We start from the raw sequence: 25,900 nt of genomic DNA, 5'->3' as shown, positions 1-25,900 counted from the left end.
ATGGGTCCGCATCCGCGAGCCGCAATATATGCAGGGCTGCGAAAAGATAGAGTGTGTGCAAGAGAAGGTCAACTACTACAAAGAAATTGTTTTGAGAGGGCAACTGCAAAACAGACAAAAAGAAGGGTTATTCGGACGAAACCTATCACCGTAATCAGGTTACGGCAAAGAAATGAAGCGGCGTACCGCGACGCCGCATTATTTTGCTGAGGATTTATCCTGCTCTGGTTTGCCGTTAATCATGTCACACAGCATAGAGATCAGCATCAACCGTACTTTAAAGGGAGAGTGGCTAAACACGCGTATACACCTCTTAAATTCATTCATATAAACCTCCTGACTTCACGATCCCATCAGTCCTTGAGGGATGTCTTTATTATATACAGATATAGCACAGGCTATATTATATGGCTATTGCTAAAACGTTAATTTTTTGTGCCCACGCAACTCTGGTTTACAATGAGCGTTCTCTAATCAGATGCCGTTAACGCGTCACAGTAACGAGGAAGCAGAATGAGTCGTCGCGCAGGTATGCCAACAACAAAAAAAGTGACGCAATTGGTGAATGTCGAAGAACACGTTGAAGGATTTCGTCAGGTCCGGGAGGCGCATCGCCGTGAGCTGATTGATGACTACGTAGAGCTGATTTCCGATCTCATTATCGAGGTGGGTGAAGCACGCCAGGTAGATATGGCCGCGCGGCTTGGGGTTTCCCAGCCGACGGTTGCCAAAATGCTTAAGCGCCTTGCCTCCGTTGGGTTGATTGAAATGATCCCCTGGCGGGGCGTGTTTTTAACCGCAGAAGGTGAGCGATTAGCTCAGGAGAGTCGGGAGCGTCATCAGATTGTGGAGAATTTCCTGTTGATGTTAGGTATCAGCCCGGAAATTGCCCGTCGCGACGCGGAAGGAATGGAGCATCACGTCAGTAAGGAAACGCTGGAGGCTTTTAGCCGGTTTACGCAACAGCAAGGAACAGGCTCTGAATGAGTTTCCCTTTGCTACGTGCCTTACAGCGCGATCGCTTTTTCCAACTGTTAATCATTGTTGGGGTTGCACTGAGCCTTTTCACGCCATTTGCGCCCCGGCTGTGGCCGGGAGCCATTGACTGGCACACGATTATTACGCTTAGCGGTCTGATGTTACTGACCAAAGGCGTCGAGCTCAGCGGCTATTTTGATGTGTTAGGGCGCAAGATGACTCGCCGCTTCAACACAGAACGCCAACTGGCGATATTTATGGTGCTGGCGGCGGCGCTGCTGTCGACGTTTCTGACCAATGATGTGGCGCTGTTTATTGTTGTTCCGCTGACGATCACCCTGAAAAAATTGTGTGCTATTCCGGTGAATCGCCTGATTATCTTTGAGGCGCTGGCGGTTAACGCCGGATCGTTGCTCACGCCAATAGGTAACCCGCAAAACATTCTGATGTGGGGGCGTTCTGGCTTGTCATTTGCTGCGTTTACCTCGCAAATGGCGCCGCTTGCCGGGACCATGATGCTGACGCTGGTGGTGCTGTGCTGGTTCAGTTTCCCGAATAAAGCATTGCATTATCACACCGGTACGTCCGCGCCTGACTGGCAACCGCGTCTGGTGTGGAGCTGTCTGGCGTTGTATATCATCTTCCTGACGGCACTGGAGTTAAAACAAGAGCTGTGGGGCCTGGCGATCGTCGCCGCGGGGTTCATGGTACTGGCTCGCCGTGTGATCCTCAGCGTTGACTGGACGTTGCTGTTAGTGTTTATGGCGATGTTTATTGATGTGCATTTGCTGACGCAGTTGCCGGTGTTACACGGAATAACCAGTCAGATTGGCACGCTTTCAGCACCGGGGCTGTGGTTGACGGCAATCGGCTTGTCGCAGTTTATCAGTAACGTTCCCAGCACGATTTTGTTGCTCAACTATGTTCCGCCGACGCTATTGTTGGCCTGGGCAGTTAATATCGGAGGGTTTGGCCTGTTGCCGGGGTCGCTGGCGAATCTGATTGCTTTACGCATGGCAAATGACCGACGCATCTGGTGGCGTTTTCATCTGTATTCGGTGCCGATGCTGATATGGGCGGCGCTGGTGGGATATGGCTTGCTGTTGATGATGTAATTGATGTGGTGTGCCGGATGGCGGCTGGCGCCTAATCCGGCCTACAGTGCTGGTAGGCCCGATAAGCGTAGCGCCATCGGGCATGTATAGCCGATTAGTTCAGACGAACCGGCATACCAGAACGGTTCTGTACCGCCTGCTCAACGACGGCCTGATCAACGTCAGACTGACCGGTGATGCTGGTAATGCTCTTATTCAGCGTAATTGGTACGATTTCCCCGCCTTCAAACTGTGCTTCAGTAGTAGACAGTGGGTTATGTACCTCGATGTAACGGCTGCCGTCTGGTTCGGTAGTGGCTTTTACCGGCTCATCGATAAACTGGACGCGAGTACCGACCGGCACATTTTCAAACAGGAACTTGATGTCATCGTTACGCAGACGCACGCAGCCGTGGCTGACGCGTAAGCCGACGCCGAAGTTAGCATTGGTGCCGTGGATGGCGTACAGGCGACCGATATACAGCGCGTACAGACCCATCGGGTTATCCGGACCTGCCGGAACAACGGCTGGCAGCGGTTCGCCCGCAGCGCGGTATTCCGCATGCATTTTCGCGGTTGGCGTCCAGGTTGGACCCGCTTTCTTACGTTCAACTTTGGTGGTCCAGTTGATAGGGGTGTCTTTACCTAACTGGCCGATACCGATAGGCAGAACGATGACGGTGTTAGTACCTTTCGGGTAGTAGTACAGACGCATTTCGGCGCTGTTAATCACAATACCTTCATGCACGGTATCCGGCAGGATCAACTGCTGAGGAATGTTCAGCACGGTGCCGCCTTTCGGCAGGAAGGTATCCACGCCCGGGTTAGCTTCCAGCATGTTAGACAGACCCATCTGATACTCCGCCGCAAAATATTCCAGCGGTTGGGTGTTGCCTTCAGGAATCGTGATGACCTGGTTCTGGCCAATCAAACGGCTGCCATCGGTAGGCAGCGGGTACGTGACGGCAGAAGCGGTGTTACAAAAACCAACTATTGCGAGTGCCGCCGCGAAAAGCGTTGTTAATTTCATATTCATGTTCATGTATGCGAGATTCAGTGCCAGGCAGGCTAGTGGGTTGAGATTTATGTAGTGTTGGGCAGGCATTATATGTGCATTCTGAGCAACAAGGAATTCGGATGTGTACTAAATCACATTTTTTTCCTTTTGCTTTCACTTTATCTGTGCTGCATGAACGGCGCGATCTTATTGCAGAGTTATGGCATAATAAGCGGTTTGTCACATATTTCTTTCTCTTTCAGGATACGCCAGTGTTAGTTTCCAGCAACGTCACTATGCAGTTCGGCAGTAAGCCGCTGTTTGAAAATATTTCCGTCAAATTTGGCGGCGGCAATCGTTACGGCCTGATTGGCGCGAACGGTAGCGGTAAATCCACCTTTATGAAAATTCTCGGCGGCGACCTCGAACCGACGCTGGGCAACGTTTCCCTCGATCCGAATGAGCGCATCGGTAAGCTGCGTCAGGATCAATTCGCCTTTGAAGAGTTCACTGTTCTCGACACAGTAATTATGGGGCACGCTGAACTGTGGGAAGTGAAGCAGGAGCGCGACCGTATCTACGCTCTGGCCGAGATGAGCGAAGAAGACGGCTATAAAGTGGCTGACCTTGAAGTTCAGTACGGCGAAATGGACGGCTACTCTGCGGAAGCGCGTGCGGGTGAACTGCTGCTGGGCGTCGGTATTCCGGTAGAGCAGCATTACGGCCCGATGAGCGAAGTCGCGCCCGGCTGGAAACTGCGTGTGCTTCTGGCACAGGCGCTGTTCTCTAACCCGGACATTCTGCTGCTCGACGAACCAACCAACAACCTGGATATCGACACCATCCGCTGGCTGGAGCAGACGCTGAACGAGCGTGACAGCACCATGATCATCATTTCGCACGATCGTCACTTCCTGAACATGGTCTGCACGCACATGGCGGATCTGGACTACGGCGAACTGCGTGTTTATCCGGGTAACTACGACGAATACATGACGGCGGCAACCCAGGCGCGTGAACGTCTGCTGGCCGATAACGCCAAGAAGAAAGCACAGATTGCCGATCTGCAATCCTTCGTCAGCCGCTTTAGCGCCAACGCATCTAAATCTCGTCAGGCGACCTCTCGTGCGCGCCAGATTGATAAGATCAAGCTCGATGAAGTGAAAGCCTCCAGCCGTCAGAACCCGTTCATCCGTTTCGAGCAGGATAAGAAACTGTTCCGTAACGCGCTGGAAGTGGAAGCGCTGGCGAAAGGTTTTGATGAAGGCCCGCTGTTTAAAAACTTCAACCTGCTGCTGGAAGTGGGGGAGAAGGTTGCCATCATTGGTGCCAACGGCGTGGGTAAATCCACCATGCTGAAAACGTTGGTTGGCGATTTGCAGCCGGACAACGGTACCGTTAAGTGGTCTGAAAACGCCCAGGTTGGTTACTACGCGCAGGATCACGAATACGAGTTTGAAAACGATCTGACCGTTTTCGAATGGATGAGCCAGTGGAAACAAGAAGGCGATGATGAGCAGGTTGTGCGCAGCTTCCTCGGTCGTCTGCTGTTCAGCCAGGACGATATCAAGAAGCCTGCAAAAGTGCTCTCCGGTGGTGAAAAAGGACGCATGCTGTTCGGTAAGCTGATGATGCAGAAACCGAATATTCTGGTGATGGATGAACCAACCAACCACCTGGATATGGAATCTATCGAGTCGCTGAACATGGCGCTGGAAATGTACCAGGGCACGCTGATCTTTGTTTCTCACGACCGTGAGTTCGTCAGTTCCCTGGCAACCCGCGTGATTGAAATTACGCCGGAACGCGTGATCGACTTCACCGGCAACTACGAAGATTACCTGCGGAGTAAAGGCGTCGAATAAGTCTCTCTCCCCGCACTTTTCTGAAAAAAAGTTCTACTGATTAATCTTAGCCACAATTGTGGCTAAGATACTTTCCATAACGACCTACGCAAGGAAAGAAAATGAGTCAGATGGAACCACTCTCTTTAGCCAATCTTAAATTAAACTTACTAAATTTAAACAACAGCAACGAGCATCCTTTCATTTTACGTGAAGATGGTGATGATATTGTTGCATCCTGGAATATCGAAGATGCTGAGTGGATAGATTATTTCAGTCAATACGGATTGCAAAAACAATATGAGTTAAGACTGTTTTTCAATGAAAGCAAAAAGCAAATTACTTATCGTGAAAAAACGACCGATGTGGAGTGGGATGCAGATTTGGGTGGGTTCAGATTAAGCAAATCTGTCCAAATAGGGAAACGCCTTGAGTTTTCTGCTGGGGGATCCTGGGGTAAAAAAGAAGATGGTAGCTTCGGTAAAATTGATGGCTATAAATTTGTATCAACGGAAATTACCGATCCTATTTTTGATATTGTTCGTGATGCGGGATGGCAGGTTCGTGGTCTGTTAGCAGACAAGAAGAAAAGGAAGTTTGTTATTGCGGGAGCGGTGATTGCCGCACTGATTATTTTTATCGGCCTTGGCACTTTCCTTTTTTCCACGATGGGTGATTTGAAGGATGCTGCGCGAACAGAGATAGATTTGCTCCGTGATGGAAAATATATTCAGGCTTATCAGGCAAGCTCTTCTTCTTTGCAAAGAAAAATGAACAGCGAGGATTTTAAGCTTGTAACCGAGTCTGTTCATTTTGATGATATTAGTGAATACAGTTTCGATAGTTTCAATGTAGTAAATGATGTTGGTTCTTTGTCTGGAAGCGTAGAGTTTAAAAACGGAGAGTCTGGCGAGATTAACGTTACTATGCTCAAAGAAAAGGATAAATGGAAACTGGCAGCAATTTCAGTAGAATAAAAAAATACCCGGTTTTTATCATATAATGAAGAAAACCGGACTATTTTAAAAGCGATGAAAGGGGAAGGATTATTCCATCCCCAGCGCGCGTTTACCGTGGATATTCAAATCCTCCAGCGTGAAGCGTCCTTCCCAGTTCGTTTCATAATCCTCGCGCGGGAAATCACCCGGCGACGCGCCTTTTTCCAGCGCGGCTTTCACTTTGTGAGCATAGGCCAGATTCTTTTCGCACATCGGTGCGGCAGGGATGTACATCACGTTGCCCCAACCCTGTTGATTTTCTACCGGCGCGACGGCGTGAATGACATCACAATGCCACCACACTGAGTCTCCGGCTTCCAGCTGTGGAATGCTGGTTAGCGCTTCAATCAGCAGCGGATGCCATTGCGCGGAAATCGGCAGGACTCTGCCGGGCGCGACGCCGCACAGTTCATCTTCCGGCACATCGTTAAGCAATGGGCGTAACAGCACATATGCCATCGCTTCTGGAATAGGGACCACGTGCAACAATCCCTGACCTGGCAGCATATCGGACAGTGCTGTCCAACCCTGGAAGGTACGGAACACTGAACATTTGGTGGTGTTATCCACCGTGTACTCTTCTACTTCGGTGCGATGCGCAGCCTGCCATGGATCGTAATCGTCCAGTTTACCATTGAAAACATGAGCAAATACCCGCTGATACGCAGGCAGCAGCCAGCGTTCCAGCGCGCCGGAATCCGTGTGCGCGCCCAGCCCTTTGGAGGTGGTTCCCGGCGGACGGCGGCGTATACGGTCAGGGTAGATAACGCTGACATCCGGGTTAAACCATTGTTTACCTTCGCTTGAAAATGTCCAAAGACGATTGAGGAACGACTGTGCATTGGCCATTTCTTCACTCTGGCGGGCCTGCATCTGCGCCTGGGACCAGTAAATGGGGTAGATTTCAGGTCGCGATGCGCTCAGGGTGCCGAAGAAGTTATCGCCTGGCCCTTTGTAGACGTCATCAAAATGGTTGCGATCCAGGTAATCAAGCATCGACTGATCCCATGCCAGCGCCTGTTCGCGGGGGAAATGCCCCTTAATGACCGCGCATCCGCGACGCTTAATTTCTTCACGCTGCTCTGCACTCACGCGACCCGCTTTGATATCCGTATAGGACAACACCGGCCATACCGGGGAGCCTTGCGCTTTGAGGGCGTTGATTTCCGCCACGCGGGTGGCAATGGCATCGCTCAGCTGATTGAAGACCAACTGAACATCCCCAAGCTGTACCCGCAGTTGCTGTTTCATCTGACGGATTGCCGCTTTGTGATCGGCGGGCAATGTGTCGCTGGTAAAAGTAAAAGCCATAACCACCTCGCATAACTTTCATTTGAAACTTATCTAGCTTACAAGTGCAATATAAGTTAAAAATAAGTTAATGCAAGTTTAAAAACTTGATGGTGTGCACGGAATGCAAAAACGGTGAGAACCGGAGCAGGTACTCCGGTTGGCAGGATCAGGCGTTAAAAGGCGAAGTGTTATCCAGCACCGCCTGAATCACGTTCAGCGCGCCTTGATGGTTATTATCGTCGGTCTGATAGCGGGCAATAAATTTGATGTTCTCGGCTGCATTAGCCATGGCGAAAGAGTAGTGCGCCATTTTCAACATTTCCGCGTCGTTGCCGCTGTCGCCAATGGCGACCACGTTTTGTGGTGACAGGTTCCAGCGTTTTAACAGACGGCTGATCCCGTTGGCTTTATGTAAGCCGGGAATGATCAGGTCGATAAACCCAAAGCCGCTGGTGACGGGCTTCATAATGCCGTCGAGAGCAGAATGAAGGTGATCGATAACTAATGGGATCTGTTGGTCAGGTAAATTCAGCGAGAACTTGAACAGCACATCGTCGATATCCTGGTAATCCTTGACGGGTTTCAGGCGATGGTAGTGTTTTGCCATCAACGCGACAAAGGACTCTGGGGCATTTTCGCTCACGTAGGCGCTTTGCAGTCCACAGGCCACAAAGTTGAGCTGCTTATCTTTGAGCAGTTCGCCAATGACAATGCGGGATTCGTGGCGGGTCAGCTCGCCGTGAAACAGTTGCTTACCATGTTCGAATACCAATGCTCCATTTTCGGCAACAAAGGAGATCTCATTTTTCAGCTCGGGGAAGAAGGAGATAAGCTGGTAGTACTGATTGCCGCTGGCCACGACAAATTCAATGTCTCTTTTTTTCAGTTCCTGGTACTGCGCCATAAAGCGTTCGCGATCGTATTGCTTGGCGTCGTCGAGAAACGTTCCGTCCATATCGGTGACGATAACGTTGATGGTCATATATGCTCCTGGCTTATAACTGCAACCAGAAACATTCTAATAACAATGTGACCTGTAGCACAAATTTAATTTCGAATGAAAGTAAAAGGCCGGGTGGCAGCTTCGCCTTACCCGGCTAAAGGGAGAGTATGTAGGCCCGGTAAGCACAGTGCCACCGGGCGGGAGGGGGTTACAGCATATGTTCAGTGCGCGCGATGATATCGTCCTGCGCATCCGGAGACAGCGCGGTGAAGAAGGCGGAATAACCCGCGACACGCACCACCAGGTCACGGTACTGATCCGGGTGTTTTTTGGCTTCCAGCAGCGTTTCACGAGAAACGATGTTGTACTGAATATGCCAGCCTTTGTGCTCTTCAAAGAAGGTACGCAGCAGAATCATCAGCTTCTGTTTATCAGACTCATTTTCCAGCGTAGCCGGGTTCAGCTTCTGGTTTAACAGTACGCCGCCGAGGATTGAGCCGGTAGGCAGTTTACCTACAGAGCCAATTACCGCCGTTGGACCGAGATGGTCCGTACCGGAGGCCGGGCTGGCGCCTTCTGCCAGCGGAGTATGCGCTTTACGGCCATCCGGCGTTGCCATGGTTGCCGCGCCAAATGGTACGTTTGCGGAGATAGACGAGGTCCCGGCATAGTAGTTGCCGCCAACCGGACCACGGCCGTAACGCGGGTTGTGATACTGCTTAAGTTCGTCAATGTAGGTCTGATAAGCGCGAGCCAGCAGCGTATCAACGCTATCGTCATCGTTGCCGTACTTTGGCGCGCCGTTGATCAGGCGTTGACGCAACTGCTCGTGGGTCAGACCATCAAAATCATCAGCCAGCGCGGCGGCCAGTTGTTGTTGACCGATAGCGCCCTGTTCAAAGACCAGTTTCTTCACTGCTGCCAGGCTGTTGCCGAGGTTGGCGATACCCACCTGCAGACCGGATACCCAGTCATACTTCGCGCCACCTTGCTTAATGCTCTTCGCGCGCTCAATACAATCATCTACCAGCGCAGAGCACAGAATATCGTGTACGTTTTCTTCCAGCATGGTGTCGACGACATACTCTATTTCGATGGATTTGCGCGTGTAGTAGCGGATCTGCGTATCCCAGGCCTCCATCACTTCATCGAAATTATTAAAGTTGCCGACTGAAAGCGCTTTTTCCTGCGGCAGGAATACTTTGCCGCTGGTGGCATCGCGTCCGCCTTCCAGCGCCGCCAGCATCACGCGGGCAAAGTTAATAAAGCTCATGCCGGTGCAACGGTAGCCCCATTTCCCGCCAACAGCGGTTTCGATGCAACCAATAGCTGCGTAGTCATAGGCGTCCTGCGGTTCAATGCCCAGCTTAATGAATTCCGGAATGACGATTTCATCGTTGTTAAAGGCTGGCATCCCGAAGCCGCAGCGGATCACCTGCACGCAGGCATCCAGGAAGTCATTACTCATCCCCGCATGATAACGCACGCTGAGGTTCGGCTGGGTAGAGCGCAGTCGGCCACAGGATTCCAGAATGGCATAGGAGAGCGGGTTGACGGCATCTATCGCCTGACCGTTGACCAGGTTCTGGCCACCGATGGTCACGTTCTGATACAGCGGGCTGCCTGCTGAGGCTTTCGAGTGGGAGCCAGAGCGAATTTTGTTTACTTCCAGCAATTTCAGCCAGCAGCTGTGCAACAGCTCAATGGCGTGCTCACGATCGAGACTCTGGTTTAGTTCTACGTCACGACGGTAGAACGGATAGAGGTACTGATCCATGCGGCCAAACGATACGGAGTGACCGTTCGATTCAATTTGCAGGATCAGCTGGATGAAGTAGCACAACTGCAGCGCCTGCCAGAACGTTTTTGGCGGCTCATGGGCGATGACATCGCAGTTTTCCGCCATGGTCAGCAGTTCATCACGGCGGCTGGCGCGCGTTTCTGTGGACGCCATTTTACGCGCCAGCGCGGCAAAGCGCTCAATGTGCAGGCTGACGGCCTCCAGCACGATATCAATCGCTTTCAGGAACTGATCGCCATGGAGGTCTTCCAGACAAGTCAGATTAATGCGGGAACGACGTTCATCGACTTTGTGGCGCAGACCGTCGAGACCTTTTTCCAGCAGCAGCGGGAAGTTCACCGCCAGGTGTGCGTCGCCGGAGGTCATATTACCTTCAGCTTTGATAATGCCGGTTTCCAGCAGCCCTTTTTGTTCGTCGGTAAACATGCCGTAGCAGCGGTCCTGTACGGTCTGACCGCGCCACCATGGGCACACCTCATGCAATACGCGCTTGTTCTCTTCGCTAACCGCGAAGCCTGCACCGGGCCTGTCGGCGAGATCATCGATCTCTTTTTCAATCCAGGAGACGGTGTATTCCGGGAAGATTGGCGCGGCGCGTACTTCGCTTGCCTGGTTACCGATGATCAACTCGTCATGCTTGATCCAGATAGTGCGTTCCGCCAGGTGATGAGCCAGTGCCAGCGCACGGCGTACCGGGATGGGTTTATCCAGATGCTGTTGGTACATCTCGGTATAGTGCTGGGCGCGCTCGGTACAAACCGGCGGTTTCACGATGTGGATCAGGGCCGTTTTATGCGCTTTGGTACGATCGCTGAGTGTGTCCAGTTTCAGAGTAGTCATGGCGATTATCCTCGTAGGGTCGCGGTTAAACCTTTAAGGCTGGCGTACTGCTGGGCAAATTTGAGCAGCGCAGGCGCATCAAGCGGTTTATCCGGGGCGTTGTAGGGTTGATTGAGTAAATTGTACTTGTTGATGCCCAGCGTGTGGTAGGGCAAAAAATGGATCTCTCCGACGTGGAGTTCGTCGGCGGCAAAATCGGTAATGGCCTGAATAGCTGCTTCGTCAGCGTTGAATCCCTGAATCAGCGGGACGCGGATAATTATTTTTTTACCGGCGGCGGCCAGTTTTTTCAGGTTTTCCAGCACGCGAGAGGCGCTGCCATCGGTCCACTGTTTAAACGGCGCGTCGGCGACATGCTTTAAATCGGCCAGGAACAGATCAACGTAGGGTAATGACGGCTCAATATACTTCCAGGGAACATGCAAACAGGTTTCTACTGCCGTATGAATGCCTGCTTCGTGGCTGGCCTGGAACAATTCAGCCGCCAGCTCTGGCTGCATAAACGGTTCGCCGCCGGAAAGCGTGAGTCCCCCTCCGCTGCGGTCGTAAAACGGTTTATCCCGCAATACGGTCGTCATGATGTCATCCACGCTTTTTACCTCTCCGCAGACGGTCAGCGCTTGGGTAGGGCAGCAGTGGGTCAGCGCCGTCAGAGCATCATCGGTCAGTTTTTCGCGATGAATTAGCAACCCGCTCAGTGCCCGCTCAATCACCTCCGGTGCCGCCTGAGCACAAAGATCGCAACCATCAAGGCACAGACGTGCGTCATAGAGCAGATCCCGCGTCCGGGCGCGGCTTTCCGGATTCTGGCACCACCGACAACCCAGTGAGCATCCCTTAAGGAACACCACGGTGCGGATACCTGGACCATCATGCGTGGAATAGCGCTGGATATTGAAAATCATAAGCGGCCTCTTTTCTTTCGTATAAAGATTAAATTACTTTCGAATGAAAGTTATATTGACGTGCGTCAACTAACCGCGAGGTTTCGCCGTGCTACCTTTTATTCATGCTAATTATTCGTTTGAGGAAAGGTGATGGAACTCTATTTAGATACGTCTGATGTTGCCGCGGTAAAAGCGCTGGCGCGTGTTTTTCCGTTGGCAGGGGTGACCACTAACCCTAGCATTGTGGCGGCAGGTAAGCAGACGCTGGACGTGTTGCTGCCGCAACTGCAGGACGCGATGGGCGGGCAGGGCCGCCTGTTTGCACAGGTAATGGCGACCACCGCCGAAGGGATGGTCAGCGATGCGCGTAAGCTGCGGGCAATCATCGCGGATATCGTCGTGAAAGTGCCGGTCACGGCAGAGGGTCTGGCAGCAATTAAATTGCTGAAAGAAGAGGGCATCCCGACGCTGGGGACCGCGGTTTACGGTGCTGCTCAGGGGCTTTTAGCTGCGCTGGCTGGCGCCGAATATGTTGCGCCATACGTTAACCGCGTGGACGCTCAGGGGGGCGACGGCATTCAGACGGTGACCGATCTGCAGGCCTTATTGAAAATGCATGCCCCGCACGCCAAAGTGCTGGCAGCCAGTTTCAAAACGCCGCGTCAGGCGCTGGATTGCCTGCTGCTCGGCTGTGAGTCCATCACGCTGCCGCTGGATGTCGCTCAGCAGATGATTAGCTCTCCAGCCGTTGATGCTGCCGTGGCGAAGTTTGAGCACGACTGGCAGAGCGCATTTGGTCGCACGTCGATCTGATGCTGTTGCTGGGTGGCGCTAACGCTTACCCGGCCTACGTTCGAGCCGTTGTAGGTCGGGTAAGGCGAAGCCGCCACCCGACTTTTTTACCGACTACAAACCTCGCACCCCGGATTACGCATCAGCTTCATTTCGCGAAACTGGCAGGTCATGGCGTCGTACATGACGATTTTTCCAGACGCCGGTTTACCATAGCTTGCCAGCAGCTTAATGGCTTCCATCGCCTGTAACGATCCGATCACGCCGATTAGCGGGGCCATCACGCCTGCCTCGACGCAGGTCAGGGCGTTTTCACCGAACAGACGGCTCAGGCAACGGTAGCAGGGCTCGCCTTCCTGATACGTAAAGACGGTAATTTGCCCTTCCATGCGAATTGCCGCACCGGAAACCAGCGGAACCCCGGCGGCAAAGCATCCTGCATTCAGCTGATTGCGGATGCTGACGTTATCCGTACAGTCCAGCACCAAATCGTGTTCGGCGATAAGCGAGTGAATCTCGCTCTCGTCCAGCAGCGCATTCACTGGCGTAATGGCGATATAGGGGTTGATTCGCGCCAGGGCGTCGCGGGCGGAGAGCACTTTCGGCTGTCCAACGGTCGCATCGCTGTGCAGCGTCTGGCGCTGGAGATTCGACACGGATACCGTGTCAAAGTCGAGCAGGGTTAAATGTCCGATGCCCGCGCCCGCCAGATACTGAGTTGCCGCGCATCCCAGCCCTCCCAGACCAACGACCAGTACCCGCGCCTCCTTGAGCGCTTCCTGACCTTCGAAATCGAAGCCGCGCAGAATGATTTGCCGGTTATAGCGCATCATCTCCTGGTCGCTGAGTTCTGCCATTACAGGCCTCCAAACAGTGCGTTAAACGGCTCGACCTCAACCCATTCTCCGGCTTCGACGTTACCACGGTCGCGTTCCAGCACGATAAAACAGTTGCCCAGGCTAAAGGAGCTAAAAATATGCGAGCCCTGATGTCCGGTAGTGGTGACTTCCAGTTCGCCTTCTGCGGTACGCTGTAATACACCGCGCTGAAAATCCAGACGGCCAGGTGTTTTCTTCAGACGTGATGCGCTGCGCACGCGCTGGCGTGGCGGCAGTCCGCAGGCGGTGTTACCGCTGAGTTTCGCCAGTAGCGGTTGGACCAGTTGATAAAAGGTGAGGGCCGCTGACACCGGGTTACCCGGCAGGCCGCAAAACCAGCTGTTGCTCAGTTTGCCAAAGGCGAACGGTTTACCGGGTTTGATGGCCAATTTCCAGAAGGCAATTTCTCCCAGTTCTTCCAGAATGGTTTTGGTGTAATCCGCTTCGCCAACAGAAACACCACCGGAACTGATAACGACGTCGGCCTGGCTGTCGGCTTCGATAAACGCGGCGCGCAGCGCGTTGGGATCGTCACGAATAATCCCTAAGTTGATCACCTCGCAGCCCAACTGCTGCAGCATCAGATGTACGGTCAGACGGTTAGTATCATAAATCTGTCCGTCGCCCAGCGGCTGACCCGGCAGTTGCAGTTCATCACCGGTGGAGAACAACGCCACGCGGACTTTGCGCACGACGGGGACATCGGCAATACCGAGCGAAGCCAGCACGGGAAGCTCGGCGGTGGTCAGGCGAGTCCCGGCGGGAAATACCACCGCGCCGTTGGCAATATCTTCACCGCGCAGACGAATATTTTGTCCGCTGCGGACGTCGGCGGTAAAACGAATACCATCGTCAGTTTGTTCCGTTTGTTCCTGCATCACTACCGCTTCGCAACCGACAGGAACCGGGGCACCGGTCATAATACGGATGCAGGTTCCCGCAGGCCACTCGCCATGGAAAGGCTGACCGGCAAAGGCTTTACCTGCAACGGAGAGCGGCTGGCCGGATTGCAGATCAGCCAAACGCACCGCATAACCATCCATTGCCGAGTTATCGAATCCAGGGACATCAATCGGGGAGACGATGTCGGTCGCCAGAATACGACCAAAGCATTGAACCAGGGGCAGCGTTTCGACGGCGGTGAGTGGGGTAATACGCGAAAGCATCTGAGAGAGAGCCGTTTCAAGCGGCATCAGTCCGGCGGTAAATTCCATGTGAAGACTCCTGCGGGGCAAAATCGAATCCGGTTATTATGTCAGAAAATGGACGCGGACAGTATGCCACCTCAGGCTTAGGATCGGATCTGATAACGGTTTTCTGCCAGAGGATAGCGCGACAGGAAAAATGCCGTATAAACTCAATGTTTCTGCTTTTTTCCCTGGGGGCTAAATGACTCATAATATCCCGGACGCCATTCGACGCCAGGTGGATGCCGCCAGTGCGCTCATCCGCCAGATTTTTGAGGGGAATCTCGTTGCCATTCATTTGTATGGATCTGCTGTTGAAGGGGGATTAAAACCCCAAAGCGACATCGATTTACTGGTTACCATCAGGCAACCGCTGGATATGCAGCAAAGAAAAAAATTGATGCAGGATTTGCTGGCTATTTCTGCGCCTCCCGGCGTCTGCGTGCGGTATCGTGCGCTGGAAGTGACCGTTGTACTGTTCTCGCAGATTGTACCGTGGCGATTTCCACCGGCGAGAGAGATGCAGTTTGGTGAATGGTTGCGTGAAGATATCTGCGCTGGTGTGTATGAACCGGCGCAGGTGGATCCCGACCTTTCCATTCTGCTGACCCAGGCCCGGCGTGCCAGCGTACCGTTGTTCGGTGAACCCGCTGAGAGATTATTCAATGTCATCCCTTTTAGCGATATCGTACAAACATTTCGACATATCCTTGATATGTGGCAGAAACCGGCCGATTTAGAAGGGGACGAGCGGAATATTATCCTTGCTCTGGCACGCATCTGGTATAGCGTGGTTACGGGCAATATTGTCGCTAAAGATGAGGCTGCGTACTGGCTGATACCGCAATTGCCCACTGAACATGCCGCCACGTTGCAGGCTGCGCGTGCGGAATATCTGGGGTTAACCAAACAGAACTGGGCCGCATGTATGCCGTCTGTTGAACGCTTTGTGTTTTATGCAAAAAAACAGATTACCGATCGGTTGAATTAATTTATTCAATAACGTCGGGGAATCTCCTGTTTGTTGAACACTGCTGCATGACCTGATGCGAAGAAGTGTGAGGGGCGGGCCTTTACCTTTACATGACGTCTGCATCTTTCTATATTCAAAAATCGAATCAATAACTCACAGAAATTCTGATATTTATAACCCCGTTACCTGCCACCTTAATGGATGAAAAAAATGGGCAAAGCAGTCATTGCAATTCACGGCGGCGCTGGGGCAATAACCCGCGCAGAGCTAAGCCAGGAGCAGGAGTTGCGTTATATACAGGCGCTGTCAGATATCGTTGAAACCGGTCAACGTATGCTAGAAGCGGGCCGAAGCGCACTGGATGTTGTCACTGAGGCTGTGCGCCTACTGGAAGAGTGCCCTCTGTTTAACGCCGGAATTGGTGCTGTGTATACCCGTGATGAAACCCATGAACTGGATGCCTGCGTCATGGATGGTAATACCCTGCAAGCGGGTGCTGTCGCCGGAGTCAGTCATCTGCGCAACCCGATCCTCGCGGCGCGCCTGGTGATGGAACACAGCCCCCACGTCATGATGATTGGTGAAGGGGCAGAAAATTTTGCCATTGCCCAGGGTATGGAGCGCGTTTCGGCGGATATTTTCTCGACGCCAGAACGCTATGCACAGCTGCTGGCGGCGCAAGCAGCGGGTGAAACGGTGCTGGATCACAGTGCGACCCCGCTGGATGAAAACAATAAAATGGGTACCGTGGGTGCGGTTGCGCTGGATATGTTTGGCAATCTGGCGGCAGCAACATCGACTGGCGGGATGACCAACAAATTACCGGGTCGGGTGGGGGATAGTCCGCTGGTCGGCGCAGGCTGTTATGCCAATAACGCAAGTGTGGCCGTCTCCTGCACCGGAACAGGTGAAGTTTTTATTCGCGCGCTGGCGGCCTATGACATTGCGGCATTGATGGATTATGGCGGCCTGAGTTTATCAGAGGCGTGTGAACGCGTGGTGATGGAAAAATTACCGGCGCTGGGCGGCAGCGGTGGATTAATTGCTATCGATCATGAAGGGAATGTGGCTTTGCCGTTTAACAGCGAAGGCATGTACCGCGCCTGGGGATACGCAGGCGACACGCCCACCACTGGTATTTATCGGGAAAAAGGAGATACCGTTGCCACACAGTGATGAGCTTGATGCCCGTGATGTGCTGTCCGTCAGCAACCTGAATATTGCCTTTGAACAGGAGCAGCAACGCGTTAGCGCTGTGCGCAATCTGTCATTTCGCCTGAAGCGTGGCGAAACGCTGGCGATTGTTGGCGAATCCGGTTCCGGAAAATCGGTAACGGCCTTGTCGCTGATGCGTCTGATTGAACAGGCGGGCGGCGAGGTAAGCTGTGATGCGATGCTGCTACGGCGGCGTAATCGGCAGGTGATTGAACTCGGCGAGCAGAGCGCAGCCCAGATGCGCCATGTGCGTGGCGCGGATATCGCGATGATCTTCCAGGAGCCTATGACATCGCTTAACCCGGTGTTTACCGTCGGCGAGCAAATTGCCGAGTCTATCCGCTTGCACCAGGGTGCCAGTCACGAAGAGGCGATGGTAGAAGCGAAGCGAATGCTCGATCAGGTGCGTATCCCTGAGGCGAAGGCGATTTTATCGCGCTATCCGCACCAGCTTTCCGGCGGCATGCGCCAGCGTGTGATGATTGCCATGGCGCTGTCGTGTCGCCCTGCGGTGTTGATTGCCGATGAGCCGACCACCGCGCTGGACGTCACGATTCAGGCACAGATCCTGCAACTGATAAAAGTGCTGCAGCAAGAGATGTCGATGGGCGTTATTTTTATCACCCACGATATGGGCGTGGTGGCAGATATCGCTGACCGGGTGCTGGTGATGTACCAGGGTGAAGCGGTCGAAACGGGCAGCGTTGAGCAGATTTTTCATGCTCCGCAGCATCCTTACACTCAAGCGCTGTTGGCAGCAGTGCCGCAACTTGGGGAGATGCGCGGGCATGACCTTCCGCGACGCTTCCCGCTTATTTCTCTGCACGATCCTCATCATGTTGAACCTCAAACCGAGCAGGACACGGTAGTTGAGGGAGAGCCGATTCTGCGGGTTCGCAACTTGGTGACACGTTTTCCCCTGCGTAGCGGCATCCTTAATCGCGTGACCCGCGAGGTGCATGCGGTGGAAAACGTCAGTTTTGATCTCTGGCCCGGCGAAACGCTTTCACTGGTAGGCGAGTCGGGGTGTGGTAAATCAACGACCGGGCGGGCATTGTTGCGTCTGGTGGAGTCCCAGCGCGGGGAGATTTTCTTCAAGGGACAACGCATTGATACCCTGGCCGCCAGCAAGTTGCAGCCGCTGCGTCGGGATATCCAGTTTATCTTCCAGGACCCTTATGCGTCGCTCGACCCCCGACAGACGGTGGGATATTCCATCTTAGAGCCACTGCGGGTGCACGGTTTGTTGCAAGGCGATGCGGCGACAAAACGGGTCGCATGGTTGCTCGAGCGTGTCGGGTTGCTACCTGAGCACGCCTGGCGCTATCCGCACGAATTTTCCGGTGGTCAGCGTCAGCGTATCTGTATAGCCCGGGCGTTGGCGCTCAATCCTAAAGTGATTATTGCCGATGAGTCCGTCTCGGCACTGGATGTCTCGATTCGCGGGCAAATTATTAATCTGTTGCTCGACCTACAGCGGGAAATGGGTATTGCGTACCTGTTTATTTCCCACGATATGGCGGTGGTGGAGCGTATTAGTCACCGCGTGGCGGTGATGTACCTGGGGCAGATTGTTGAGATCGGCACCCGACGGGCGGTGTTTGAAAATCCACAGCATCCCTACACGCGAAAACTTATGGCGGCAGTCCCGGTTGCCGATCCATCGCATCAAAGACCACAGCGCGTGCTGTTGTCGGATGATATCCCCAGTAATATCCGCAAACGCGGTGAAGAGATCCCCCCGGTTTCACTACAGTTAGTGGAACCGGGGCATTACGTTGCGCGCGTGCCAGCGGAAAGTGCGCTTTCGCGTTTATGACAGGCAGGCAGGGTTTAAGGAGAATAACATGACAAAAATTGTTGCTCGGAAATGGCTGGTTGCTGTGGGAGTGGCCTCTGCGCTGGCCGCATCGCCTGGCTGGGCCGCCAAAGATGTGGTGGTTGCTGTAGGGTCTAATTTCACCACGCTTGACCCCTATGACGCGAACGACACGTTGTCGCAGGCGGTAGCGAAGTCGTTTTATCAGGGGCTGTTCGGCCTTGATAAAGAGATGAAGCTGAAAAATGTGTTGGCGGAAAGCTATACCGTTTCTGATGATGGCCTGACGTACACCGTTAAACTGCGACAGGGCGTGAAGTTTCAGGATGGGACTGACTTCAATGCGGCTGCGGTAAAAGCCAACCTTGATCGCGCCAGTAATCCGGAAAATCACCTTAAACGCTATAACCTGTATAAGAATATCGATAAAACCGAGGTGGTTGATCCTGCTACGGTGAAGATTACGCTGAAGCAGCCATTCTCTGCCTTTATCAATATTCTGGCGCATCCGGCTACGGCGATGATATCTCCGGCTGCGCTGGAGAAATACGGCAAGGAGATTGGTTTCCATCCTGTCGGCACCGGGCCATATCAGCTTGATACCTGGAATCAGACGGATTTTGTGAAGGTTAAGAAGTTCGCGGGTTACTGGCAGCAAGGGTTGCCAAAGCTGGATACGATTACCTGGCGTCCGGTAACGGACAACAACACGCGTGCGGCAATGCTGCAAACCGGGGAAGCGCAGTTTGCTTTCCCTATTCCGTACGAGCAGGCGGCGTTACTGGCGAAGAATAAAAACCTGGAACTGGTCGCCAGCCCGTCTATTATGCAGCGTTATATCAGCATGAACGTCACGCAAAAACCGTTCGATAATCCGAAGGTGCGCGAGGCGTTGAATTATGCCATCAACCGTCAGGCGCTGGTGAAAGTGGCTTTTGCCGGTTACGCCACGCCGGCAACGGGCGTTCTTCCGCCATCAATAGCCTATGCGCAAAGCTACACGCCGTGGCCTTACGATCCGGCAAAAGCACGCCAATTGCTGAAAGAAGCGGGTTATCCCAACGGCTTTACCACCACGCTGTGGTCATCCCATAACCACAGCACCGCGCAGAAAGTGCTGCAATTTACCCAGCAGCAACTGGCGCAGGTGGGCGTGAAGGCTCAGGTGACGGCGATGGATGCCGGGCAGCGGGCGGCGGAAGTCGAGGGTAAGGCGCAGAAAGAAAGCGGGGTACGGATGTTCTACACCGGCTGGTCGGCGTCTACAGGCGAAGCGGACTGGGCGTTGTCGCCGCTGTTTGCGTCACAGAACTGGCCGCCAACCTTGTTTAATACCGCGTTCTACAGCAATAAGCAGGTGGACAGTGATTTAGCGGCGGCCTTGCAAACCAACGATCCGGCGCAGAAAGCGAAGCTGTACAAGGACGCGCAGGATATCATCTGGAAAGAGTCGCCGTGGATCCCGCTGGTGGTGGAGAAACTGATCTCGGCGCACAGTACGAATTTGACCGGATTCTGGATCATGCCCGACACCGGGTTTAGTTTTGATGACGCGGATTTGAAATAAGCTATTCATTCGGCCCTGCATTGACGGGGCCGGCGAAGGGAGTCTGATGCTCAACTATGTTTTCAAGCGCCTGCTGGGGTTGATTCCGACGCTGTTAATTGTGGCGGTGCTGGTATTTTTATTTGTTCACCTGCTACCCGGCGATCCGGCGCGGCTGATTGCCGGACCGGAAGCCGACGCCGAGGTGATTGAACTGGTGCGTACGCAGTTGGGTCTGGACCAGCCGCTGCATATTCAGTTCTGGCATTACATGACCAACGTGTTGCAAGGTGACTTCGGGACCTCGATGGTTTCTCGTCGTCCGGTTTCAGAAGAGATAGCCAGTCGTTTTATGCCGTCGCTATGGCTGACGATCGCCAGTATGGCGTGGGCGGTTTTGTTTGGTATGACGGCGGGGATCATTGCCGCCGTTTGGCGCAACCGCTGGCCTGACAGGTTGAGTATGACGCTGGCAGTAACCGGGATCTCTTTCCCGGCCTTTGCGCTTGGCATGCTGCTCATGCAGATATTCTCCGTTGAGCTTGGCTGGTTGCCCACCGTTGGCGCTGACACCTGGCTGCACTATATCCTTCCGTCAATTACGCTGGGTGCGGCGGTGGCCGCGGTGTTAGCCCGGTTTACTCGCGCATCGTTCGTCGATGTGCTCAGTGAAGACTATATGCGTACCGCGCGGGCCAAAGGGGTGAGTGAAACCTGGGTGGTATTAAAACATGGCTTGCGTAATGCGATGATCCCGGTGGTCACCATGATGGGGTTGCAGTTTGGCTTTTTGTTGGGCGGTTCTATTGTGGTTGAGAAGGTGTTCAACTGGCCTGGTCTTGGGCGATTGTTGGTCGACTCAGTTGAAATGCGCGACTACCCGGTGATCCAGGCCGAGGTGCTGTTGTTTTCTCTGGAGTTTATTCTTATCAACTTAGTGGTGGATGTGCTTTACGCCGCCATTAACCCGGCTATCAGGTACAAGTAAGGATGCGATTTTTTAACTGGCGCCGACAGGCGATTTTGAATGCAATGCCCCTTGTTAAGCCAGAGCAGATACGCACGCCGTGGCATGAGTTCTGGCGTCGTTTTCGCCGCCAGCGCATGGCGATGATTGCGGGTGTATTTGTCCTGGCCCTGATCGCGGTGGCGATTTTTGCTCGCTGGTTGACGCCATTTGATGCCGAGAACTACTTCGATTATGACCGACTGAATGATGGTCCCTCGATGCTGCACTGGTTTGGCGTTGACTCGCTTGGGCGGGATATTTTTAGCCGCGTACTGGTTGGCGCACAAATTTCTCTGGCGGCCGGGGTCTTTGCCGTCTTTATTGGCGCGGCGATTGGCACGGTACTGGGTCTGCTGGCTGGATATTACGAAGGCTGGTGGGATCGGCTGATTATGCGTGTCTGTGATGTGCTGTTTGCCTTTCCAGGGATTTTGCTGGCAATAGCAGTGGTCGCCGTGCTGGGCAGCGGCATTGCGAACGTGATTATTGCGGTTGCGGTGTTTTCCATTCCGGCTTTTGCGCGACTGGTTCGTGGCAATACGTTGGTTCTCAAGCAACAAACATTTATTGAGTCAGCACGCAGCATTGGTGCCAGTGACGCGACCATCATTTTTAACCATATCCTGCCGGGGACGGTTTCATCGATCGTGGTCTTTTTTACTATGCGAATCGGCACGTCGATTATCTCTGCCGCGAGCCTGTCCTTCCTCGGTTTAGGGGCACAGCCGCCGACGCCAGAATGGGGGGCCATGCTCAATGAAGCGCGGGCTGATATGGTGATCGCGCCGCACGTGGCGATTTTCCCGGCGGTGGCGATATTCCTGACCGTGCTGGCGTTTAACCTGCTGGGGGATGGGTTGCGCGACGCGCTGGATCCGAAGATCAAAGGATAATACAAGGCCTGATAAGACGCGCTGGCGTCGTCATCAGGCGTTGCCGGATGCGGCGTAACGCCTTATCCGGCCTACGGTTGAGTTACGCTTATTAAACGCGAGTGCCCCACAGATCGTATTCATCTGCGTTTTCGACTTTCACGCGGAGGATATCGCCAGGCTTCACGTTGGTTTCGCCATTCAGGTACACCGCACCGTCGATTTCAGGGGCATCAGCCATACTTCGACCAATCGCGCCTTCTTCGTCAACTTCGTCCACGATGACCAGAATTTCGCGGCCCACTTTCTCCTGCAAACGTTCAGCAGAGATCTGCTGCTGCAGCTGCATAAAGCGGTTCCAGCGTTCTTCTTTTACCTCTTCCGGGATTTGATCTGGCAGATCGTTGGCTCCTGCACCTTCTACCGGGCTGTATTTAAAGCAGCCGACGCGGTCCAGACGCGCTTCTTTCAGGAAATCGAGCAGCATCTGGAAGTCTTCTTCGGTTTCGCCCGGGAAGCCAACAATAAACGTTGAACGCAGGGTCAGTTCAGGGCAGATTTCACGCCACTGTTTAATACGTGCCAGCTGTCGGTCCACAGAGCCTGGGCGTTTCATCAGTTTAAGAATTCGCGGGCTTGCATGCTGTAACGGGATGTCCAGATACGGCAGGATTTTCCCTTCCGCCATCAGCGGGATCACATCATCAACGTGCGGGTACGGGTAGACGTAATGCAGACGGGTCCAGATCCCCAGTTTTGACAACTGTTCGCACAGGTCAACCATGCTGGTTTTAACGGGCTCGCCGTTATGGAAACCGGTACGATGCTTCACATCCACACCGTAAGCAGAAGTATCCTGGGAGATCACCAGAATCTCTTTCACGCCCGCATCGACCAGACGTTTAGCCTCGCTGAGAACATCGCCAATCGGACGGCTCACCAGATCGCCACGCATCGACGGAATAATGCAGAACGTACAGCGGTGGTTACAGCCTTCAGAAATCTTCAGATAAGCATAATGGCGCGGCGTTAGCTTGACGCCCTGTTCAGGAACCAGGCTCAGGAAAGGATTATGCTTTGGTTTGGGAACATAGTGGTGAACGTGCTCCAGAACCTGTTCGTAGCTGTGCGGTCCGGTAATTTCCAGTACCTTCGGGTGGACCTCACGGATCTGATCGACTTTCGCGCCCAGACAGCCAGTGACGATCACCTTGCCGTTTTCGTTCAGCGCTTCGCCAATGGCTTCCAGTGACTCCTGAACTGCGCTGTCGATAAAGCCGCAGGTGTTAACGATGACCATATCCGCGTCGTCGTAGCTTGGTACGACATCATAGCCTTCGGTACGAAGTTCGGTCAGGATGCGTTCAGAATCGACAAGGTTTTTCGGGCAGCCGAGGGAGACAAAGCCGATTTTCGGCTGGTGGGTTACATTGCTCATAGCGTAAAAAGTGTTCAGTTATTGGAATATTCAGGGCAGGGATTCTACAGAGTTCTGAACAAAAATTGTATCGCAATCTCATACCATCAGCGGCCTGCCCGGCGCGGAATTAAAGATTATTTGTAAATTATGTTAATTTTAGGTGATGGATTGATCCTGAACACGACTTTGTTCAAAAATTAACCATACTATTAAGTCGCACCATAGTTGGAAAGAGGAGGAACAAAGTATGGTTGTTGACAGACTGAGAACCGATCTTCTCAACAAATTGATAAACGCCCGTATCGAACTTGCCGCTTATCTGCTGTTGAGAAAGGCGAAAGGCTACATGTCAGTCAGCGAGAGCGATCGTCTGCGTGATAATTTTTTTGCACTGAATCGCGAATTGCACGAGCAATCACAGCTTCACGGTATGCATCTTGATCAGGAAGAGTGGAATGCCTTTCATCGTGCTGAAGGGGCGTTAGCCGCCGCCGCTGTTTGTCTTATGAGTGGACACCATGATTGTCCAACGTTTATCGCCGTTAACGCAGAGAAACTGGCAAACTGCCTGACAACGCTGACGCTGAGTATCCAGAGCCTGGAATCTTACCCAACGCTGGAACACGTCTGAATCAGGGGGAGGGCGCTCCCCCTTTTCGTTAAGATTATGTAAATATGACGAGATAATTCCCCTTGCTGGCTACGCTTTATGCAGAGCCATTAAGGAGGTGTTATGCGTCGACTCTTGCTCTGTGCTATCTCCCTTGCGCTATTTTCCACTTATGCCGCCGCGGTAAAGGTGGAAGTGCTGCAAACCAAACTCGATCACCCGTGGTCACTGGCTTTTTTACCCGATAATCGCGGTATGCTCATTACGCTTAAAGGCGGCCAGCTTCGACTCTGGCAGCCTGGGAAGGGGCTTTCCGACCCGCTGACCGGCGTACCCAAAGTCTGGGCGAATGGTCAGGGGGGACTGCTTGATGTGGTGTTAGCTCCGGACTTTGAACGATCCCGCCGGGTGTGGCTAAGCTTCGCTGAAGCCGATCGCGAAGGCAAAGCGGGCACCGCGGTAGGCTACGGGCGATTGAGTGACGATCTCAAACACCTGCAAGGATTTCAGACCGTTTTTCGCCAACAGCCAAAGCTCTCTACCGGAAACCATTTTGGTGGACGTCTGGTGTTTGATGGCAACGGCTATCTGTTTATTGGCCTTGGTGAGAATAACCAACGTTCAACAGCTCAGGATCTGGATAAGTTGCAGGGGAAGGTCGTACGGCTGACCGACGAGGGAAAAATTCCGCCGGATAATCCGTTTGTGAGTAAGACGGGAGCGCGGGCAGAGATTTGGTCGTATGGCATCCGCAACCCGCAGGGGATGGCGATGAACCCCTGGAGCGATACGCTGTGGCTCAATGAGCATGGCCCACGCGGTGGCGATGAAATCAATATCCCGGAGAAAGGGAAAAACTACGGCTGGCCGCTCGCGACCTGGGGCGTTAACTACAGTGGTTTCAACATCCCCGAAGCAAAAGGCTCAATTGTGGCGGGCACCGAGCAGCCTATCTTTTACTGGGAAAAATCACCTGCTGTCAGTGGGATGGCCTTTTATAATCACGATACGTTCCCACAGTGGAGACACAAACTGTTTATTGGTGCGCTGAAAGAACAGGGGGTGATTGTGTTAAGCGTGAAAGGTAATACAGTGACGGAAGACGGGCGTATTTTGCATGACAGAGGGCAGCGAATCCGCGATGTGCGCGTCGGACCAGACGGTTATTTGTATGTATTAACCGACGAGTCCGACGGGGAATTGCTGAAAGTGAGTCCCTGATAGGATTAGCTGACCGGGATCATCACGACTTTCTGGAATGCCGGGCGCTCGGTGAGCTGTTGATACCAACGTTCCAGGTGAGGGCGTGGCGTCCAGCTCAGGCCGACATTAAACAGGTTATAGATGAACGGTGCGACGGCGATGTCCGCAGTGCCAAATTCAGCGCCAGAAAACCACGCCCGGTCGGCCAGCGCGTTGTCGAGAATGGCAAACAGGTTATCGCAGACCTTCGCACCGGCCTCGATGGCTGCCTGATCGCGTTGATCGGCAGGGGTTCTGACCAGACCAAATAAGATAACCCGATGTGCAGGGCTCAGCGTCTGGTTAGCCCAGTCCATCCATTTTTCACCCTCGGCACGTTTCGCCGGAGCGTCAACCCACAGTCGTTTTTGCCCGTACTGGGCCGCCAGGTAGCGGACAATGGTATTGGATTCCCACAGCAATACGTCTGTTTCGTCATCGCGTAGCAGTGGAACCAGTCCGTTAGGGTTCATCGCCAGATAGTCTGCGTCATGATTTACGCCATGCTGTCCCCCAGCCAGAATTTGGCTATACGGCAGTTCCAGTTCTTCGAGTGTCCACAATACTTTTTTTACGTTGGTCGAATTATTGCGACCCCACAGTGTAATCATAGTAACCCCGCAAATTAATTGAGCAGCTTTATGGCTGCATTCTCTATCTGA

At 53.3% G+C, this 25,900-nt stretch carries 23 protein-coding genes; 13 read left to right on the top strand and 10 right to left on the bottom strand.

What is annotated here, in order from left to right:
* Positions 1-198 precede the first annotated feature (198 nt).
* The gene (mntS, locus tag HV041_RS13070; protein WP_061067589.1) at positions 199-327 is read right to left on the bottom strand and encodes a manganase accumulation protein MntS; all 129 of its coding nucleotides are present in this window, start codon (positions 325-327) and stop codon (positions 199-201) included.
* 186 nt (positions 328-513) lie between these two features.
* On the opposite strand from mntS, the gene mntR reads away from it, so the two are divergent.
* Together mntR and HV041_RS13060 are read left to right on the top strand one after the other, a co-directional pair.
* Positions 514-987 carry a manganese-binding transcriptional regulator MntR gene (gene mntR, locus HV041_RS13065; protein WP_003831586.1) on the top strand — a complete coding sequence of 158 codons (474 nt, stop codon included), beginning with the start codon at positions 514-516 and terminating at the stop codon, positions 985-987.
* Entirely contained in the window at positions 984-2,093 is a 1,110-nt protein-coding gene (locus HV041_RS13060) for an anion transporter (RefSeq protein WP_048212188.1), read from the top strand. The genes mntR and HV041_RS13060 overlap by 4 nt, the downstream gene beginning before the upstream one ends.
* Positions 2,094-2,187: 94 nt before the next feature.
* Here the strand turns inward: HV041_RS13060 and ldtB are convergent, their stop codons facing one another.
* Positions 2,188-3,108, bottom strand: a complete 921-nt coding sequence (gene ldtB, locus HV041_RS13055) for a L,D-transpeptidase (protein WP_003035268.1) — start codon at positions 3,106-3,108, stop codon at positions 2,188-2,190.
* Positions 3,109-3,341: 233 nt separating this feature from the next.
* Between ldtB and HV041_RS13050 the strand changes: the two genes are divergently transcribed.
* Together HV041_RS13050 and HV041_RS13045 are read left to right on the top strand one after the other, a co-directional pair.
* Positions 3,342-4,934 (top strand): ABC-F family ATPase, encoded by a 1,593-nt coding sequence (locus HV041_RS13050; RefSeq protein ID WP_008784214.1) that lies wholly within the window; start codon positions 3,342-3,344, stop codon positions 4,932-4,934.
* Positions 4,935-5,035: 101 nt separating this feature from the next.
* Positions 5,036-5,890: a hypothetical protein gene (locus HV041_RS13045; RefSeq protein ID WP_061067591.1), complete on the top strand. Its 855-nt coding sequence runs from the start codon at positions 5,036-5,038 to the stop codon at positions 5,888-5,890.
* A gap of 69 nt (positions 5,891-5,959) precedes the next feature.
* Here the strand turns inward: HV041_RS13045 and HV041_RS13040 are convergent, their stop codons facing one another.
* From HV041_RS13040 to HV041_RS13025, 4 genes are all read right to left on the bottom strand, one after another.
* Positions 5,960-7,222: a DUF1479 domain-containing protein gene (locus HV041_RS13040; RefSeq protein WP_121584402.1), complete on the bottom strand. Its 1,263-nt coding sequence runs from the start codon at positions 7,220-7,222 to the stop codon at positions 5,960-5,962.
* 148 nt (positions 7,223-7,370) lie between these two features.
* Positions 7,371-8,186, bottom strand: coding sequence for a Cof-type HAD-IIB family hydrolase (locus HV041_RS13035; protein WP_048212185.1), 816 nt, complete (start codon positions 8,184-8,186; stop codon positions 7,371-7,373).
* A gap of 169 nt (positions 8,187-8,355) precedes the next feature.
* Entirely contained in the window at positions 8,356-10,788 is a 2,433-nt protein-coding gene (locus tag HV041_RS13030) for a glycyl radical protein (protein ID WP_182294227.1), read from the bottom strand.
* A 5-nt stretch (positions 10,789-10,793) separates the two neighbouring features.
* Complete coding sequence (locus HV041_RS13025; RefSeq protein ID WP_121584403.1) at positions 10,794-11,693, bottom strand: glycyl-radical enzyme activating protein; 900 nt, start codon at positions 11,691-11,693, stop codon at positions 10,794-10,796.
* A 132-nt stretch (positions 11,694-11,825) separates the two neighbouring features.
* On the opposite strand from HV041_RS13025, the gene fsa reads away from it, so the two are divergent.
* A complete protein-coding gene (gene fsa, locus HV041_RS13020) occupies positions 11,826-12,488 on the top strand; it encodes a fructose-6-phosphate aldolase (protein ID WP_121584404.1) in 663 nt (220 codons plus the stop codon).
* 86 nt (positions 12,489-12,574) lie between these two features.
* Here the strand turns inward: fsa and moeB are convergent, their stop codons facing one another.
* Positions 12,575-13,324 (bottom strand): molybdopterin-synthase adenylyltransferase MoeB, encoded by a 750-nt coding sequence (moeB, locus tag HV041_RS13015; RefSeq protein ID WP_061067595.1) that lies wholly within the window; start codon positions 13,322-13,324, stop codon positions 12,575-12,577.
* A complete protein-coding gene (moeA, locus tag HV041_RS13010; protein ID WP_116361020.1) occupies positions 13,324-14,559 on the bottom strand; it encodes a molybdopterin molybdotransferase MoeA in 1,236 nt (411 codons plus the stop codon). Before moeA ends, moeB begins: the two co-directional genes overlap by 1 nt.
* A gap of 175 nt (positions 14,560-14,734) precedes the next feature.
* Between moeA and HV041_RS13005 the strand changes: the two genes are divergently transcribed.
* The 6 genes from HV041_RS13005 to gsiD all read left to right on the top strand — a co-directional run bounded on the left by HV041_RS13005 (position 14,735) and on the right by gsiD (position 21,987).
* Entirely contained in the window at positions 14,735-15,523 is a 789-nt protein-coding gene (locus tag HV041_RS13005; protein ID WP_121584405.1) for an aminoglycoside adenylyltransferase family protein, read from the top strand.
* A gap of 192 nt (positions 15,524-15,715) precedes the next feature.
* Complete coding sequence (gene iaaA, locus HV041_RS13000) at positions 15,716-16,681, top strand: beta-aspartyl-peptidase (RefSeq protein ID WP_061067598.1); 966 nt, start codon at positions 15,716-15,718, stop codon at positions 16,679-16,681.
* Positions 16,668-18,539, top strand: a complete 1,872-nt coding sequence (gsiA, locus tag HV041_RS12995) for a glutathione ABC transporter ATP-binding protein GsiA (RefSeq protein ID WP_048212177.1) — start codon at positions 16,668-16,670, stop codon at positions 18,537-18,539. Before iaaA ends, gsiA begins: the two co-directional genes overlap by 14 nt.
* 28 nt (positions 18,540-18,567) lie before the next feature.
* Positions 18,568-20,106 (top strand): glutathione ABC transporter substrate-binding protein GsiB, encoded by a 1,539-nt coding sequence (gene gsiB, locus HV041_RS12990; RefSeq protein ID WP_048212176.1) that lies wholly within the window; start codon positions 18,568-18,570, stop codon positions 20,104-20,106.
* A gap of 46 nt (positions 20,107-20,152) precedes the next feature.
* Positions 20,153-21,073, top strand: a complete 921-nt coding sequence (gsiC, locus tag HV041_RS12985; protein WP_048212175.1) for a glutathione ABC transporter permease GsiC — start codon at positions 20,153-20,155, stop codon at positions 21,071-21,073.
* A gap of 2 nt (positions 21,074-21,075) precedes the next feature.
* Complete coding sequence (gene gsiD, locus HV041_RS12980) at positions 21,076-21,987, top strand: glutathione ABC transporter permease GsiD (protein ID WP_121584406.1); 912 nt, start codon at positions 21,076-21,078, stop codon at positions 21,985-21,987.
* Positions 21,988-22,078: 91 nt separating this feature from the next.
* On the opposite strand, the gene rimO is transcribed toward gsiD, so the two are convergent.
* Positions 22,079-23,404, bottom strand: a complete 1,326-nt coding sequence (rimO, locus tag HV041_RS12975; protein ID WP_048212173.1) for a 30S ribosomal protein S12 methylthiotransferase RimO — start codon at positions 23,402-23,404, stop codon at positions 22,079-22,081.
* Between the two features lie 229 nt (positions 23,405-23,633).
* Between rimO and bssR the strand changes: the two genes are divergently transcribed.
* On the top strand, positions 23,634-24,017 hold the full coding sequence (gene bssR, locus HV041_RS12970; RefSeq protein WP_005123637.1) for a biofilm formation regulator BssR: 384 nt from the start codon (positions 23,634-23,636) through the stop codon (positions 24,015-24,017).
* Between the two features lie 102 nt (positions 24,018-24,119).
* On the top strand, positions 24,120-25,217 hold the full coding sequence (locus tag HV041_RS12965) for a PQQ-dependent sugar dehydrogenase (protein WP_121584407.1): 1,098 nt from the start codon (positions 24,120-24,122) through the stop codon (positions 25,215-25,217).
* Positions 25,218-25,222: 5 nt separating this feature from the next.
* Here HV041_RS12965 and HV041_RS12960 read toward each other — a convergent pair whose 3' ends face one another.
* Positions 25,223-25,849, bottom strand: a complete 627-nt coding sequence (locus tag HV041_RS12960; protein WP_048212170.1) for a glutathione S-transferase family protein — start codon at positions 25,847-25,849, stop codon at positions 25,223-25,225.
* Between the last annotated feature and the right edge of the window lie 51 nt (positions 25,850-25,900).

It is taken from the genome of Citrobacter sp. RHBSTW-00029 (assembly GCF_014104295.1).
In the GTDB taxonomy this organism is placed as follows: domain Bacteria; phylum Pseudomonadota; class Gammaproteobacteria; order Enterobacterales; family Enterobacteriaceae; genus Citrobacter; species Citrobacter youngae.
This window is presented reverse-complemented; position numbering and strand designations above follow the sequence as displayed.

Excerpts from the sequence above, each read along its gene's own strand:
- mntS (WP_061067589.1), bottom strand. The coding sequence starts at position 327 with ATGAATGAATTTAAGAGGTGTATACGCGTGTTTAGCCACTCTCCCTTT.
- mntR (WP_003831586.1), top strand. The coding sequence starts at position 514 with ATGAGTCGTCGCGCAGGTATGCCAACAACAAAAAAAGTGACGCAATTG.
- HV041_RS13060 (WP_048212188.1), top strand. The coding sequence starts at position 984 with ATGAGTTTCCCTTTGCTACGTGCCTTACAGCGCGATCGCTTTTTCCAA.
- ldtB (WP_003035268.1), bottom strand. The coding sequence starts at position 3,108 with ATGAATATGAAATTAACAACGCTTTTCGCGGCGGCACTCGCAATAGTT.
- HV041_RS13045 (WP_061067591.1), top strand. The coding sequence starts at position 5,036 with ATGAGTCAGATGGAACCACTCTCTTTAGCCAATCTTAAATTAAACTTA.
- HV041_RS13040 (WP_121584402.1), bottom strand. The coding sequence starts at position 7,222 with ATGGCTTTTACTTTTACCAGCGACACATTGCCCGCCGATCACAAAGCG.
- HV041_RS13035 (WP_048212185.1), bottom strand. The coding sequence starts at position 8,186 with ATGACCATCAACGTTATCGTCACCGATATGGACGGAACGTTTCTCGAC.
- HV041_RS13030 (WP_182294227.1), bottom strand. The coding sequence starts at position 10,788 with ATGACTACTCTGAAACTGGACACACTCAGCGATCGTACCAAAGCGCAT.
- HV041_RS13025 (WP_121584403.1), bottom strand. The coding sequence starts at position 11,693 with ATGATTTTCAATATCCAGCGCTATTCCACGCATGATGGTCCAGGTATC.
- fsa (WP_121584404.1), top strand. The coding sequence starts at position 11,826 with ATGGAACTCTATTTAGATACGTCTGATGTTGCCGCGGTAAAAGCGCTG.
- moeB (WP_061067595.1), bottom strand. The coding sequence starts at position 13,324 with ATGGCAGAACTCAGCGACCAGGAGATGATGCGCTATAACCGGCAAATC.
- moeA (WP_116361020.1), bottom strand. The coding sequence starts at position 14,559 with ATGGAATTTACCGCCGGACTGATGCCGCTTGAAACGGCTCTCTCTCAG.
- HV041_RS13005 (WP_121584405.1), top strand. The coding sequence starts at position 14,735 with ATGACTCATAATATCCCGGACGCCATTCGACGCCAGGTGGATGCCGCC.
- iaaA (WP_061067598.1), top strand. The coding sequence starts at position 15,716 with ATGGGCAAAGCAGTCATTGCAATTCACGGCGGCGCTGGGGCAATAACC.
- gsiB (WP_048212176.1), top strand. The coding sequence starts at position 18,568 with ATGACAAAAATTGTTGCTCGGAAATGGCTGGTTGCTGTGGGAGTGGCC.
- gsiC (WP_048212175.1), top strand. The coding sequence starts at position 20,153 with ATGCTCAACTATGTTTTCAAGCGCCTGCTGGGGTTGATTCCGACGCTG.
- gsiD (WP_121584406.1), top strand. The coding sequence starts at position 21,076 with ATGCGATTTTTTAACTGGCGCCGACAGGCGATTTTGAATGCAATGCCC.
- rimO (WP_048212173.1), bottom strand. The coding sequence starts at position 23,404 with ATGAGCAATGTAACCCACCAGCCGAAAATCGGCTTTGTCTCCCTCGGC.
- bssR (WP_005123637.1), top strand. The coding sequence starts at position 23,634 with ATGGTTGTTGACAGACTGAGAACCGATCTTCTCAACAAATTGATAAAC.
- HV041_RS12965 (WP_121584407.1), top strand. The coding sequence starts at position 24,120 with ATGCGTCGACTCTTGCTCTGTGCTATCTCCCTTGCGCTATTTTCCACT.
- HV041_RS12960 (WP_048212170.1), bottom strand. The coding sequence starts at position 25,849 with ATGATTACACTGTGGGGTCGCAATAATTCGACCAACGTAAAAAAAGTA.